At 37.1% G+C, this 14,020-nt stretch carries 12 protein-coding genes; 1 reads left to right on the forward strand and 11 read right to left on the reverse strand.

Annotated features, from left to right (window positions below; all coding sequences use genetic code 11):
* The 7 genes from ACO6HM_RS11990 to ACO6HM_RS12020 all read right to left on the reverse strand — a co-directional run.
* Positions 1-969 (reverse strand): homoserine dehydrogenase (locus tag ACO6HM_RS11990; RefSeq protein WP_485391262.1); only part of this gene is annotated, 969 nt, incomplete at its 3' end.
* Between the two features lie 14 nt (positions 970-983).
* A complete protein-coding gene (locus ACO6HM_RS11995) occupies positions 984-1,424 on the reverse strand; it encodes an ACT domain-containing protein (RefSeq protein WP_485391263.1) in 441 nt (146 codons plus the stop codon).
* A gap of 357 nt (positions 1,425-1,781) precedes the next feature.
* A complete protein-coding gene (locus tag ACO6HM_RS12000) occupies positions 1,782-2,609 on the reverse strand; it encodes a hypothetical protein (protein WP_485391264.1) in 828 nt (275 codons plus the stop codon).
* Positions 2,610-2,896: 287 nt separating this feature from the next.
* Positions 2,897-4,013, reverse strand: a protein-coding gene (gene prfB / locus ACO6HM_RS12005) for a peptide chain release factor 2 (RefSeq protein ID WP_485378838.1) whose coding sequence is annotated in 2 segments (ribosomal slippage) — positions 2,897-3,937 and positions 3,939-4,013 — 1,116 coding nt in all. Because the reading frame shifts where the segments join, the coding sequence is not laid out codon by codon here.
* Positions 4,014-4,126: 113 nt separating this feature from the next.
* Complete coding sequence (locus ACO6HM_RS12010; protein WP_485391265.1) at positions 4,127-4,783, reverse strand: hypothetical protein; 657 nt, start codon at positions 4,781-4,783, stop codon at positions 4,127-4,129.
* Between the two features lie 181 nt (positions 4,784-4,964).
* Positions 4,965-6,785 (reverse strand): helix-turn-helix domain-containing protein, encoded by a 1,821-nt coding sequence (locus ACO6HM_RS12015; protein WP_485391266.1) that lies wholly within the window; start codon positions 6,783-6,785, stop codon positions 4,965-4,967.
* A gap of 161 nt (positions 6,786-6,946) precedes the next feature.
* Positions 6,947-8,026 (reverse strand): leucine-rich repeat domain-containing protein, encoded by a 1,080-nt coding sequence (locus ACO6HM_RS12020; protein ID WP_485391267.1) that lies wholly within the window; start codon positions 8,024-8,026, stop codon positions 6,947-6,949.
* Between the two features lie 259 nt (positions 8,027-8,285).
* Between ACO6HM_RS12020 and holA the strand changes: the two genes are divergently transcribed.
* Entirely contained in the window at positions 8,286-9,263 is a 978-nt protein-coding gene (gene holA / locus ACO6HM_RS12025) for a DNA polymerase III subunit delta (RefSeq protein ID WP_485391268.1), read from the forward strand.
* Here holA and ACO6HM_RS12030 read toward each other — a convergent pair.
* From ACO6HM_RS12030 to ACO6HM_RS12045, 4 genes are read right to left on the reverse strand one after another with little or no spacing between them, the layout of a single operon-like run.
* Positions 9,247-9,909: a YoaK family protein gene (locus ACO6HM_RS12030; protein ID WP_485391269.1), complete on the reverse strand. Its 663-nt coding sequence runs from the start codon at positions 9,907-9,909 to the stop codon at positions 9,247-9,249. The genes holA and ACO6HM_RS12030 overlap by 17 nt on opposite strands.
* A gap of 5 nt (positions 9,910-9,914) precedes the next feature.
* Positions 9,915-11,408 carry an immunoglobulin-like domain-containing protein gene (locus ACO6HM_RS12035; RefSeq protein ID WP_485391270.1) on the reverse strand — a complete coding sequence of 498 codons (1,494 nt, stop codon included), beginning with the start codon at positions 11,406-11,408 and terminating at the stop codon, positions 9,915-9,917.
* 4 nt (positions 11,409-11,412) lie between these two features.
* Positions 11,413-12,165 carry a 4-hydroxy-tetrahydrodipicolinate reductase gene (gene dapB / locus ACO6HM_RS12040; RefSeq protein ID WP_485391271.1) on the reverse strand — a complete coding sequence of 251 codons (753 nt, stop codon included), beginning with the start codon at positions 12,163-12,165 and terminating at the stop codon, positions 11,413-11,415.
* A 1-nt stretch (position 12,166) separates the two neighbouring features.
* Positions 12,167-13,720, reverse strand: a complete 1,554-nt coding sequence (locus ACO6HM_RS12045) for a biotin--[acetyl-CoA-carboxylase] ligase (protein ID WP_485391272.1) — start codon at positions 13,718-13,720, stop codon at positions 12,167-12,169.
* Positions 13,721-14,020 lie beyond the last annotated feature (300 nt).

A 14,020-nucleotide genomic window follows, 5' to 3' on the forward strand; every position in this document is an offset into this window, starting at 1 on the left:
GTTTATATCAAGGTGTCTGTCCTTATTTCTAACTGCTTCCACCACATCTGCAACTACAGCACTTGCAGTAGGAAGTTTGCCTGCTCCCCTGCCGTAGAACATAACATCATCAACCATGTTTCCCTTTATTAAAACGGCATTGAATACATCTTCCACGCTGTGAAGAGGCTGACTCCTGCTTAGCATTACAGGAGCAACTCTTGCATACACTACTCCATTATCCTTCTTGCTTTCGCCTATTAGCTTAATAGTAGCATCTAAGGACTTGGCATACTCCATATCTTCCTTGGTTATATTAGAAATGCCCTCTACAGGGATGTCTTCAAAATCAACCTGTTTGCCATAAGCAAGGGAAGTGAGTATAGCTATCTTTCTACCGCTGTCAAATCCGTCAACATCAGCACTTGGGTTTCTTTCGGCATAGCCCATAGCCTGCGCCTCTTTTAAGACAGTATCATAATCAAGCCCTTCTTTATCCATCTTGGTGAGAATGTAGTTGGTGGTTCCATTGAGAATGCCCTGAATTTCAATTATTTCCTCTGCTGTAAGAGAATAATTAAGAGGTCTTATTACAGGGATGCCTCCTCCCACACTCGCCTCAAAGAAGAAGTTGACATTTTTCTCCTTTGCAAGCTTTATAAGTCCTGCACCATACTTTGCCACAAGCTCCTTGTTAGAAGTACACACACTCTTTCCTGCTTCAATAGCAGCCTTTACAAAGTCATAAGCAGGCTTGGTCCCACCCATGGTCTCAACTACAACAGAAATCTCATCATCATTTAAGATATCGTTAAAATCATGAGTAATTAGCTTCTCAGCAGGATCTCCAGGCATATCTCTAAGATCGCAGATTCTCTTGACCTTAATCTCTTCTCCTGCCTTTTTAGCTATGCTTTCTCTGTTTGTATTAATAACTTCAAAAACTCCCGAGCCTACAGTTCCATATCCTATAATTGCTATATTTACCATTCTTCACCTCTAATTTATTCTCTTGCGAGTATTTTCATCCTTCTAATTCCATCAATCGCTTCTACCTTTGCGACCATATCAGTAACATCAGTCAGTCCATCCAGTATCTGTAAGCTGAGCGACAAAGATGCCAGTCCGTTGATAGGTAGACTTTGTTGGATAGTCAGTATGTTTACCCCATAACGGGCTACCTCCTTAAGCACTTCGGAAAGTAATCCCTGCCTGTCCTCCATTTCAAGCAGGAATGAGATTGTCTTTCCTCTTGCATCTTCATAGAAATAGTTAATGTCATCTTTATATTTATAAAAAGAACTTCTGCTTATGCCTACAGCCTCTGCTGCCTCACCTACAGTAATTACCTTTTTGGTTTCAAGCAGCTTCTTTGCTTCAACTACCTGTAATAAAACCTCAGGCAAAGCCCTTTCTGAAACTAAATAGAGTTTATCTTTTCCCATTTCTTCCACCCATATCAAAACTTTGTATGTCCTTAACGGTCATTTGTTTGTAACAGAAAGAATATTAACACAGACTACCATTAATTGCAAGTGTTAAAGCTAATAGTTTTATACTTTATTTTAGGGTTTTTACTATCTAATATTACTGATTTTTATAGAGCATTAGCTTTCTCTCTAGCCTCATATTCTTTAGAGGTAAGCCTGCTTAAAATAAAGCTGAGAATTTTAGTACTAAAAGAGAATTCTAAGAAATGTCTTAGTATACAAAAAAGAGCTGTTTCACTAATATAGTGTTACAACTCTTTTATGAAATATTCCACTATTCTCTTTCATCAATCAATAGATATTAAGCTGCGGTTACTTTTCTGTAGAAACCAGTACTTCATATACTTCTTTAACTTCTATAGGATTTGATACTCCATCTCCTTTTATCTCACCATCAAACCATACCTCTATTCTTTTACCCGGTAAATCAACATTTCTTAAATGTCTAATACCGTTATTAATAACTAAATCTTTGAGTACTAACCGTAAAGGCTTTATTTCTTCAACCTTTTTATTTCCAAAAATATAAGCAAACTCTTTTGGTAAATCTGTAATTTTAACTAGTATTTCTTCCTTATCGCCATCTATTATTTCAGCCTCAAAATGTGCCACTCCTTCAGGAAAATTCATAGAACTTATTGCAACAGGCATAAAAACCTGCCATTTACCATCTATCTTCACATATAAATATATAGGACTGTCTTTTTGGTAACTATATCCTGTACCAAAGTTTGATTCATCATTTTTTTCAGGAACCTCATCATTACTAGTAAGGATTTTCCCGTCTTCTACACCACATTTTAAAGTACTAAGGACATACCCGGTGTCCATATACAACACTCCATCTACTCGTACCATTCTGCTCTTTGTTTCTTCACTTTCAGTATCCTCAGATTGGACCTTGCTGCTTGTACTTGCAGATCCATTTCCAGTGTTCTCAGATTGGACTTTGCTACTTGTACTTGCAGATCCATTTCCAGTGTTCTCAGATTGGACTTTGCTACTTGTACTTGCAGATATATCTTTGCTCACTGAGTTTTTTCCTTTTTCTTCATCTTTGCCATTTTTACAGGCTGTAAATACTGTAATCAATACTACAATCAAAAGTATATTAAAACAAACCTTAGCAATACCCTTCATAGAATCCGCCTCCTTATAGCAGTTTATTATTCAAATTTCACTGAAGCTATAAACATATTCCAACTTTTATATGGCAAATGTATGTCTTATTTATTACTTTTAACTATATTTTTTAGAAAAAAAAATTCTACTTTGTAGGTTTTACCATATTAAACCTATTCTATAAACAACTTTCGCTTACAAAGCGAAGTGAATTCCTTATTGGGTTGTCTATCTAACAGATAATTTTAATAATTTTCTATAAAAAAAGCCAGTACAGGAATATCTCCCATACTGACTTATTATAGTTAATCTTCTTTTTTAATGCTCTTCCATTTTAGATATGCATTGATAAAAGGATCAAAGTATCCATCAAGAACCGCCTGTGCGTTGCCAATTTCTACATTTGTCCTATGATCCTTGACCATGGTATAAGGCTGAAGCACATAGGAACGAATCTGGCTGCCCCAGGCAATGTCTTTTTGCTCTCCTCTGATACCCGCTTCCTTAGCCTCATTTTCCTGCTGTTTAAGCATATAAAGCTTTGCCTTTAACATCTGCATAGCCTTGGCTTTATTCTGGAACTGAGAACGCTCATTCTGACAGCTTACTACTATTCCCGACGGGAAATGTGTAATTCTAATCGCAGATGAGGTTTTGTTGATATGCTGTCCACCTGCACCGCTTGCACGGAAGGTATCTATTCTCATATCCTCATCTTTGATTTCGATATCTATATCATCTTCAATATCCGGCATTACATCACAGGATACAAAGGAGGTCTGCCTCTTTCCCGCAGCATTGAAAGGTGAAATACGAACCAAACGGTGCACTCCATGCTCACTCTTTAGGTAGCCATAGGCATTAGTCCCCGTAATTTCAATGGTACAGGACTTTACGCCTGCTTCTTCTCCTGCCAGATAGTCGATAACCTCTGTCTTATATCCCTTGCTTTCTGCCCACCTTGTGTAGGCTCTCATAAGTATGCTTGTCCAGTCACAGGCTTCAGTACCGCCTGCACCCGCATGTAAGGTGATAATAGCATTGTCTTTATCGTATGGACCGCTTAGCAGGGTTGAAATTCTAAGAGAATCAAACTCTGTCTTAAATCTCTCAAGTTCGTCTCCTATTTCTGATATCATAGAGGCATCATTTTCTTCTTCTGCCATTTCAATAAGTGCACCTATGTCATCAAAGAGCCCCTGCAGCTCGTCAAAGCCTTCTATATTATTTTTTAAACCTGATATTTCAGCCATAGTAGCATTTGCCTTCTCGGCATCATCCCAAAATCCCGGTTCGGATATGAGTCTGTTTAACTCCTCGAGCCTCATCTTCTTGCTCGTTAAGTCAAAGTGAATCCCTCACTTCGACTAATGGCTCTGCATAAGAGTTTAATGTAACTTTGAACTGGTCTAACTCTACCACTATCTCACCACCTTTTATTTTTTATTCACAAGAAAAGATTATAACATAGGGCAGTATGGGTTGGCAAGGATGTAAACGGGTTATAGGGGATTATTTTCACAGGTTGGCTAAGATTAGTTAAAATACTTAATTGTCTCTTTGCTTATGGCTGTTAAGGTATCATCTAACACATCCTTTGCTTCATTCTCTTGGCTGACTTGGACATGGAATAATAAATTGCGGTATGACATTACTGCTCCAACAGCCTGTCCAGCCAGCTTTTTATTGATTTTGCTTAAATCATTATCCTTAGCATAAAAAGAATGTAAATTATCTCCAATGTAGTATTCATTGAAACTTACACCTAACCTAATTTGACTTGTGCTTTCTTTGTTTTCATATATAATGTATTCAAAGGTTGGGTCAGGAACAGTATCTGAATTTTTCGTAATCAGGCTGTCACGAGAGTTAAATGTCCATTCCTTTCGAATATAGAGCAGAAAATTGTGGCCTGTCTCATACTTTTTTTCATAACCTTTTAGTCTTAAATTCTCAGCCATATATTCATAAAACTTCTGATACTCATCAAATGACAGTATCATTTTTTCTTCTGATGAGGATGAATTTGAAGACTGTTTTGCTGGCACAGAAAACTGTGATACATTAGTTTCAGTTTCTTTGGTTGAATTTATCCCCCTGGTATAGTTCCTGCTTATTACGAAATTGACAACTGTAAAAACCACCATCAGGACAACTAATCCTATAACAAATACTTTTCTTTTTTTATCCATAGTGTAAACCTCTTTTATATAGTGTTTTAATCAATTTCCCCTAATTATAATTGCTGATAGAGTTGCTCTACCGGCTCTGCCTCCTTTCTCAAAAAGGCGCAAACCACTTTAACTACAGTATACTAATCAAATTAAAAAACACCATACCAAAAGTGGAAGTTTTTTCTGTAAATTGATATTTTCAACGTAGCTCTTCCCCATACCACTTTTGAAAAGCCCTCCTTAAAGGGGCTTTTTGTCTTTCACTGGCCTTCATCAAACATCTAATTCTATAGCTCTGGATGTACTTTGACTTACTCTTCGTGTTATCCCCTGTCATTCTATCTAAGGTATAAGTTTTTTCTTCAAGCAAAAATCCTAAAAAATCTCCCCTCAGTGAGCTAATAGAATAGTTGATTGTCTTATCCGCATACTGTATGGCTTTTTCAAAACAATTTGTTTCTTCATAAGCTAAGCATAAGGTAACATAAAGCAACGCCAGAGGTATATAACGATATTTCATATTAACTTTACTTCTTTCGTAAGCCAATACCGTTTTTTCAAGCAATTCTATACTTTTATCCACCTCACCAAGAGCTTTATAACAGACTGCTATACCATTTATTATAATAGCTTCTGCTCTACTTGGCACAAATCTACCGACATTATCAAGTCCCATTTCTCCTCTTGTTATACTAAAGGCTTTTATTAATCTGTCAACTACTTCATTAACATCACATTGCCTGATTCTTAGATCAAATAGTGTAGACATATACTCTACATATTGGCTGTTCTTCTTATTATCTAGGGGTATTTTCCGCTTTAATTCGTTAAAAAGGTGCTCTGCTTCCCCATACTTCTGAAAGGTAGTTAGTTTTGCTATCTCCCTTTCCATATCAAGCAAGCGGAAATCGTCAGTTATTATCCTACTTTCTACAGTCTCTGCCTCTATATTAAAATAATCCAGTATTTTTTGTATTGTTCCCCGCTTAGGCTTAGCCTTACCACATTCTATCCTTGAAATCGTCTTAACATCTATATCCAAATCATCTGCAAGTTTTTGCTGAGATATGCCTCTTATCACCCTTTCCTGCTTAACTATCTCTGAAATAATATTCACATTTCTCTGCTTGTATCCGGTAAGCAAATTAATATCCTTAGTATTCCATTCAAATCCATGTTCTTCATATAAATCTTTCAAAGCATCTCGCATCTTCTTGTAATCTTGGTACAATGTTGTATTTATGTTTTTAGATATGAAAAGGATATTCTCCAAAAGCTTTGATATATTTAGCAAAAGTCCGTTACCGGTAAGCATTTGCTCTGCCTTTAAGATAACCTGTAAAGCCTCATCAGGTCTATTATTTTTGATATAGCTGTTTCCTACAATCAATGAAACTCTGCCGTACAAATTGCACTTTATCTCCTCATTGTAAAAATGTCTCTCAATATAGTCAAGTATTGTAATACCATATGTTTTAAGCAGATTCTCGCCCAGTTTTTCTTTATTATTAAGATATAAAGTAAGCAGTATTAGCTCATTTTCTCCTAATAGATAATTCTCCAGTTTCTCTAAAGAAAACTCAGGCAATGTTAGTGTTAATGCTTGACAGTAACTTCTATCAGCCTCTATGAAATCACTGTATTTTTCTTCAGAGATAAATCCTTTTATCATTTCAATATATTGCAAATGTAAAGGGCTTTCTATGTCTGCTAACGCTTCATACTCCGCAAGTAATTTAGCCGCTTTATCATAGCTTTTATTTTCAATTTCTCCAGTGAGTTTTTCTCTCAGTTCATACAATTCATAGTCCTTTTCATCCTGCATAAGCTCAACTTTATTATCAGACCTGCCTAACCTGCTTACAATCATATCAAGCACAAAAAAGTCAGCCCCTCTTTCCCCCGCTTCAGTCCTTCTTATAGCAGACTCTGAGCAGACTCCTTTCGCTAATTTTTCTATGCTAATGTCTTGTTTAACACGCTCATATTTAATAAGTGCCCCTATTTTTACTATATTCATAAATCCCTCATACTCTTATTATCTTAGCTTCTATACCTCTCACTATTAAGAACCCTATTAATATAATTCTTAATCTGTTACCTACCATTATACATGAAAATAAGCCATAATACAGCCTATTTTATTACTTATCTGTATCATGGCTTAATATTCTCTAATATTTATTTTTTTGTTTTACATTTTACTATTTTGCTGTATTTTCCATATATTTTCTTGCCTTTAACTATCGTATAAGCCCTTACTTTTACATAGTATGACTTTCCACCTTCAAGGCCTGTAACATTGTAAATATTGGCTACAGTTATGGTCTTGCTTGCATCCAAGAGAGCTGAGTTAGCAGCGTATCTTATTTCATATCCCCTTGCACCGTTTACTCTGTTAAACCTTACTCTAAAGCCTTTACTTAAGGACGACACCCTGACACCTTTTATCTTGGCTGGCTCTTTACTTTTATCATTCTTATCTTTAAGGTAATTGATTATATGCCCATTCATGGCAGCATACTGATCTATAGATGAACCTTTATAGGCATAGAATATTGTAAGAGGCTCAAATGCATTATCTCCCAAAATTATATTTTGAGAGTAAACAGTAGCTTTAACCACAGGAAATGCATTCTTTTTAATTTCTCTCACATCGTCGCCTATCTTCACCGTTTTTAAGCCGGACTCCGCAAAGGCTCCCATTCCTATTGCCCTGGTTCCACTAGGTATAGAAATGGATTTTAGCCTATAACAATGTGAAAAAGCAAAATCATCGATTTCACCGAGTCCCTTACCGATAGAACAGCTTTTAATTCCTGATTCATAAAAGGACTGAATGCCTATTTTCTTAACATTTGCTGGAATCTTTATACTTTTTAGTGATGTAGTTTTTAAAAATGCATAGGTATCGATATAATTAACAGTGTCCGGAATAGATACACTCTGTATATTCTCCATATAGCTGAATGCTCTTCTTCCTATGGTGGTAACACCCCTTTTGATTACTACTTTGTATATTCTGTTTCTTTTGTTATTGAACCATTTGTTGTAATACACATTAGTATCATCTGTATCGTTCCACATATCACCCTTACCTGATATGGTGAGTACACCTTTTTTATTCAAGCGGGCTGTGACATTATCACCTATATGTATTACTTCTCCTTCATAAATATCCGCCTTAACGTCCCGGCTAATCAAAAGTAATGATATAAGTAAAAATGCAAAGAAACCAATCTTTTTTGCTTTTTTAAGCATAATTGTCTTCCCTCCAATTTTCCCAATTTTTAAAAAGTTTATCCCTCATTATAGCAGAAATTTTGTATCTGTTCAAGTTTAAAATAAGTTCTGCTTATTAAATATTATCAAAGTTCGAATAAATTATTGCAATAATCATTCTCCCCACTTAATTGACAATACCCGTGGAAACCTATATTATTATTAAGGATATAGTTGTCAAAACCTTGACAAATTAAGCTTATAATTAAGTCTGTATATTATACTTAAAGGAGTCAACATGTCACTTGCAACACTCAATGATAATATAAAAAACCGCGCTTTCAAGCGCTGTTACCTGCTATTTGGCGAAGAGCCATTTATGATTAGGCATTATAAAAATGCCTTAAAGAATGCAGTGCTTGGAAACGGAGATAAGATGAATCTAAGCACTTTTACAGGTAAAGTTACTGATATAAACGGTATAATAGAAATCGCAGAAACCCTGCCTTTTTTTACAGACTACCGATGCATACTAATTGAAAACTCAGGGCTTTTTTCTTCTGTTAACGTGCTTTCCGACTACATTGATAAAATCCCTGATAGCACTGTAATTATCTTTGCTGAAGCAGAGGTTGATAAGAGAACGAAGCTATATAAGGCAGTAAATAAACTAGGCCTTACAGTGGAATTTGAAGTACAGAAAGAGTCAGACTTGGTTAATGTCATTATCAAAAAATTTGCTGCTGATAAAATCCAAATTTCGCCTGACCTTGCAAAATACTTTGTTGTACGCGTAGGGACTTCAATGGATGAGCTTTTTAGTGAGGCTGAAAAGCTGATTTCTTATGTGTATGAGAAAAGAACTGTAACAAAAGAGGATATAGAAAATGTCTGTACAAGACAGCTATCTGACAAGATATTCGACATAATGGACTACATGGGTAAAAAAGACCGTGAGAATGCAATTGCCTATTATCTTGATTTAATAGGCCTGCAAGAATCACCCGTCAAGATATTGTCTTTAATTAACAACCATTTTACAAGGCTTTACAACGTAAAGAATCTGGCTGCAGAAGGGAAATCCGGCGAAATAGCCTCTCTTCTCAAGCTTCCCCCTTTTTTTGTAAAAAAATACATAGAACAGGCAAATAACTTTTCCTTTGACAAACTAAAAGATGCCCTTGAATATGGTATCTTTGCTGATAATGCTATAAAGACCGGTGAGATGAACGAATATATTGCTGTCGAGAGCATGATAGTTAAGTTCTCCTTTTAGCATCTCTTTCGATGGACACAATTTCCGCAATTATTATAATGATTAATCCAAAGTAGCTCGCTCTTACTCCAAATCTATGGCATAGCGCCACCACCAGAAACACTCCTGAATAAAAGAAGGTTAGGGATAAAAGGTAGAATTTTCCTTTTTCCCTATCTTCTTCTTTGCCAGTCAGATGATAATAAGTATATCCTAAGACCATCTGCTTTAGGTTATTAGTTGAAAATATGGTGGAGCAGTTGTATTTCCTGGTACCTGTGAATGTAAACCACTGCACTGATGACATAAAGAAAATCGGAAGCAATCCTAAGACTGCATCTTCATCAGCGGGTATAAAAGCAAGAAAAACATAGCCGATAAACAAAACACAAAAGGTATATACCTTAAGTACAAGTTTGCCAAGGTTCTGCTTAATCAGAGCACAGGAGACATTGCCAAATATGAACAAAAGGAGGGCTGCAAACCTAAGTGCCACTTCCTTGTAGTCCCTGCCGAATATATTCAGTACTATCTCAATAAGATTCCCTGTCTGGGCAGAGCCAAAGTTGCCTAGTCTGGTAAAGAGTGCATAGCCACCCATAAAGCCGCCTGAAACACATACAATGTAGTGCAATATTTCTTCTTGTTTTTCTGTCAAATTCTCCATATGAGCTAATCTTCCTTCACGCCATGCTCTGACCTTTTAGGGTAAGCACTTTTTTCAAAATTATAGTAGTCCTTGTTAGCAGGATTGATTTTACCATATTCTTCGTCAAACTTTGCAAGTTCAAGGTCTCCAAGCATGAATGCCTTAAATGAGCCTGCGCCGGCAAGAGGACAGGTATCAAAATGATACCACTTATCTTTATACTTGATTAGGTTCCAGAAGTGGTCACTACCTTTCCCATCTCTTGTAACCATGATATTTTCGAATCCCGCCCCTGTGATAAGCGCCTCAGATACTGCAAAGTAGGTAAAGCAATCTCCGGTATGTGTCCTAAAGCCGTTATAAGCTGCTTCTATAGCATCACTTTTATCCGAATAGCCTGTGTAGCTTATCTTGGTATGGCAAAATTCAAATATCTTGTCAAGTTTCTCCAGCTCAGTCATATCATTGTTAGTAATCTCAGCCAGTGTTTCTTTCACATATTTTTCCACTTCTTTAGCATGGCTTTTAGATGACTTTTTAACTGTTACCTTTACAGTCTTTACAGTCTTGTTACCAGCCTTATCCTCAGAACGGTAGGTTACCTTGTACACCCCTTCTTTTCTGGGGTTTACTCCTGAAGCATCCACCAAAAGTGCAGTACCGCCCGGCTGATTGTCCGTAACACTTACTCCCTCCCTATAAGAGAAAGGGCTCCCTATGTATATGGTTAAATCTCTGGTTCCTTTAATTACAGGAGCCTTTGTGTCTTTTACCACCAAAGTAAGCTTAATCTCTTTCTCATTTTTCTTTACCAAAGCCCTGATAGGAACAGTATATTTTCCTGATTTTTGTAAGACCTTGTCAATGTTAAACTTTTTACCATAGGTAAGCCTAATCCCTGTTTTGTCTGATTTTATGAACTTATCAGCAGGTAGAGAGGTAGTTCCAAGTTCTACTGTAAGCTTTTCTCTTACATCTAGGACATATAAATGAGTTACTTCCTCTGATACATTGCCTGCAATATCTGTGGCAGTCAGAGTTATCTTATATATCCCGGCTTCACCCTTATATTCTGATAAGCCACTCTCCTTTACCTTGGTCTTTGTAGCATCCTCTACCTTCTCTATAAAGTCCTCTTTTTTACAGCTATCTCCTGCCGCAATTACAACTTCCTTTGCAATTATAACCGGGCTTTCAGTATCTTCTACAGTTAACAGGGTTGTATTTATATTGCCGTTTACCAAAAACTGTACAGGATATTCACCGGGTTTATCAAGAGGAATATCCTTAATAGATGTAACCATCTTGCAATTGATAAGTGGTATATGGTGGCTTAGCAAAAACTCATATATCTCGGGATTCTTATAAAAATCTGTCTGCTTAAGGTCTGGCGTACCCGCTTCAACAGTTAGAGCTGACTTAAGAGGTGCAGTTATAAACGCTGACAATCCAAGTAAAACAAGGAGTATAACAAAGCTCACACCCGAAATTATCAGGTTTCTTTTTAATTTACTCATAATCTTAGCCAATTACATCAGACATACTGTACCTTCCTGCGCTTTTACCCCTTAGAAACTTTGCCGCACTCATAGCACCTTTAGCAAATATGGCTCTGGAATACGCAGTATGCTTAATCTCAATAACTTCATCAGTTCCCGCAAATATGACTTCGTGTTCTCCTACTATGGTTCCACCTCTTACTGCTGAGATACCGATTTCATTTCTTTCTCTCTTCTTCCTTACCTCTGTACGGTTAAGGTTGTAAGAAATGTCCTCAAGCTCCTCCTTCATCACACCAGCAAGTGCAAGGGCCGTACCGCTTGGTGCATCAAGCTTCTGATTATGATGTTTTTCAACTATCTCTATATCAAAACCGTTTTCATAAAGTGTCTTGGTGACACTTTTTAGAAGCTTAAGAAGTACATTTATACCAAGTGACATATTGGCAGACACAAGGACAGCTGACTCCCTAGCAAGTTTCTCGACTCTTCCTAGCTGAGCCTCAGACAGTCCTGTAGAACAAAGCACCAACGGTGTATGAGTCTTTTCGCAGTAATCAAGAAGACTATCAATTGCAGAAGCGGTAGAAAAGTCTATAATTACATCTGCTGTTTCTTTTAATTCATCAAAGCTCTTGTATACAGGGTAGTCATTCTTCGCCTCACCGGAAGGCTCTATACCAGCTACCACCTTCATTTCTTCATCCTTTGAAATCAATTCTGAGAGCATCTGCCCCATCCTGCCATTGCAGCCATGTAATATAACTTCAACCATATTATTCTCCTTTTTCTCTATACTCTATGGATACTACCTTATCTTTTGCAAATATAAAGCTAAGCTCCATTACACCCTTTTTATAGACATACTCACTTAATTTTTTCTTTTTAGTTCCGTAGACTTCTTCAACATCTTTTCTGCTTTTTCCTATGTATATGCCTTCTGCTGTCTGTACACTATCATCAGTTAAAAGAATCGACATAAGCTTATATGGCCCCTTTTTGCTCTCAGCGTGAACAGTAAGTGTGAAACCGCTGTAGGTATACACCTTGTCCTCTCCCTGCATAGCACAGCTTGGTGCCTCAAAGGTATCAGACTTTGCATCAAGCTTATTTATACTATCTGTTGGATCTTCTCCTATGACAAATTCGGTATCATCTGCAATAAATACATAACCTTTGTCTTTTACCTTCTCAACCAGAGAATTGATATTATTCGCAAGTTTACCATCCTCAGGCTTACAGCCTGTAAACAAAGCTAATACTCCAATACATAGAAAAAGCATAATCATACTTTTTGTTTTTTTGAATTTTGGCATATTTTTCCTTTCATCGCCAGCTTCCCTGACGCTTACTTCACCGGTAAACAAGGCTTCACTTCCGCCTTCCTCATATTCTACCAGTAATCTTGCCTCATCGTCAACTCCATAAGCTCTCGCTTTTTTCTTTCCCTCAGGAGTAATGACAAATATATCTTTGTTTATCAAAATCTGATACTTCTTATAGCTCTCCATAAATCTATGCTCAGGCAGTTTCTCATAATACTTAAAGTAATTCTTCACTATAGCAGCTGAGAGCCTGCTCATCACACCCTTTGGTGGCTCTTCATCATCATAGACAAAGCCTGCAATATCCTTTAATTCATCAGGAAAAGCATCTTCAGATGGCTTTGTAATATTGACTCCAATGCCCACAACAGCGTATGAAAGCCTGCCACTTTCAACATCAGTTACTGCCTCAGTAAGTATACCACAGATTTTCCTGCCCTCAAGGTAGACATCATTCACCCACTTTATACCAGTATCCCTTCCAGTGACCTCTCTTACCGCCTCAACCACAGCTACAGCCGCTATGGTAGTAAGGAGCATAGCCTCTCTAAAATCCATATCAGGACGAAGTAAAATACTTAAATAAATCCCATTTTTAGGTGAAAAGAATTTCCGGCCAAGCCTTCCTCTGCCCTCTATCTGTCTTTTAGCTATAAGAACCCTGCCCTCTAGTGCACCTTTTGCAGCCATATCCTTAAGGAGGGCATTGGTTGAAGTGACCTCATCCCTAACCTCTACTTCAATCCCAATCCTGCCTGTATAGCCCCTAACCTCATCAGCCAGCTCATCCATAACACTCTTGGTAGAAAACACATCGATGCTTTCAATCAGCTCATACCCTCTGTTACTCCCCGAACTAATCTCATATCCCTTCTCCTTAAGAGCCTTAATATGCTTCCACACCGCAGTCCTGCTAATACCTAGCATTTCCGCCAGTCTTTCTCCGGAAACAGCCTTACCCCTACTCTCCTCAAGCAGTTCAAGAACCCTATCCTCAGTCCTCATACATCCCCCTTACACCACAAATTAAAACAATCCTATCTTCTATATATCCTAAGTTCCTTATACTCTAAATAATCACAGCCCATATTCTATATATCGTAATTCCTTCATCTCTAATTAAGCACAGTCTTACTTCTGTACATCATTCAATCTTTAGTTCAATAAGCACTCCCTATCTTCTCTTTTCCAAACGTACGATATATACCAAACCGTTCAAAATACTAGGTTCTATTTTTTAGAGTATCACAAAATCCATCTAATTATAGGACATTTTCAAATTTTTAGTCCCGTCCCAGTCCCAGT

The sequence above is a fragment of the Catonella sp. genome (assembly GCF_057250765.1).

Coding starts and splice junctions, on each gene's coding strand:
- ACO6HM_RS11995 (WP_485391263.1), bottom strand. CDS start 1,424: ATGGGAAAAGATAAACTCTATTTAGTTTCAGAAAGGGCTTTGCCTGAG.
- ACO6HM_RS12000 (WP_485391264.1), bottom strand. CDS start 2,609: ATGAAGGGTATTGCTAAGGTTTGTTTTAATATACTTTTGATTGTAGTA.
- ACO6HM_RS12010 (WP_485391265.1), bottom strand. CDS start 4,783: ATGGATAAAAAAAGAAAAGTATTTGTTATAGGATTAGTTGTCCTGATG.
- ACO6HM_RS12015 (WP_485391266.1), bottom strand. CDS start 6,785: ATGAATATAGTAAAAATAGGGGCACTTATTAAATATGAGCGTGTTAAA.
- ACO6HM_RS12020 (WP_485391267.1), bottom strand. CDS start 8,026: ATGCTTAAAAAAGCAAAAAAGATTGGTTTCTTTGCATTTTTACTTATA.
- holA (WP_485391268.1), top strand. CDS start 8,286: ATGTCACTTGCAACACTCAATGATAATATAAAAAACCGCGCTTTCAAG.
- ACO6HM_RS12030 (WP_485391269.1), bottom strand. CDS start 9,909: ATGGAGAATTTGACAGAAAAACAAGAAGAAATATTGCACTACATTGTA.
- ACO6HM_RS12035 (WP_485391270.1), bottom strand. CDS start 11,408: ATGAGTAAATTAAAAAGAAACCTGATAATTTCGGGTGTGAGCTTTGTT.
- dapB (WP_485391271.1), bottom strand. CDS start 12,165: ATGGTTGAAGTTATATTACATGGCTGCAATGGCAGGATGGGGCAGATG.
- ACO6HM_RS12045 (WP_485391272.1), bottom strand. CDS start 13,720: ATGAGGACTGAGGATAGGGTTCTTGAACTGCTTGAGGAGAGTAGGGGT.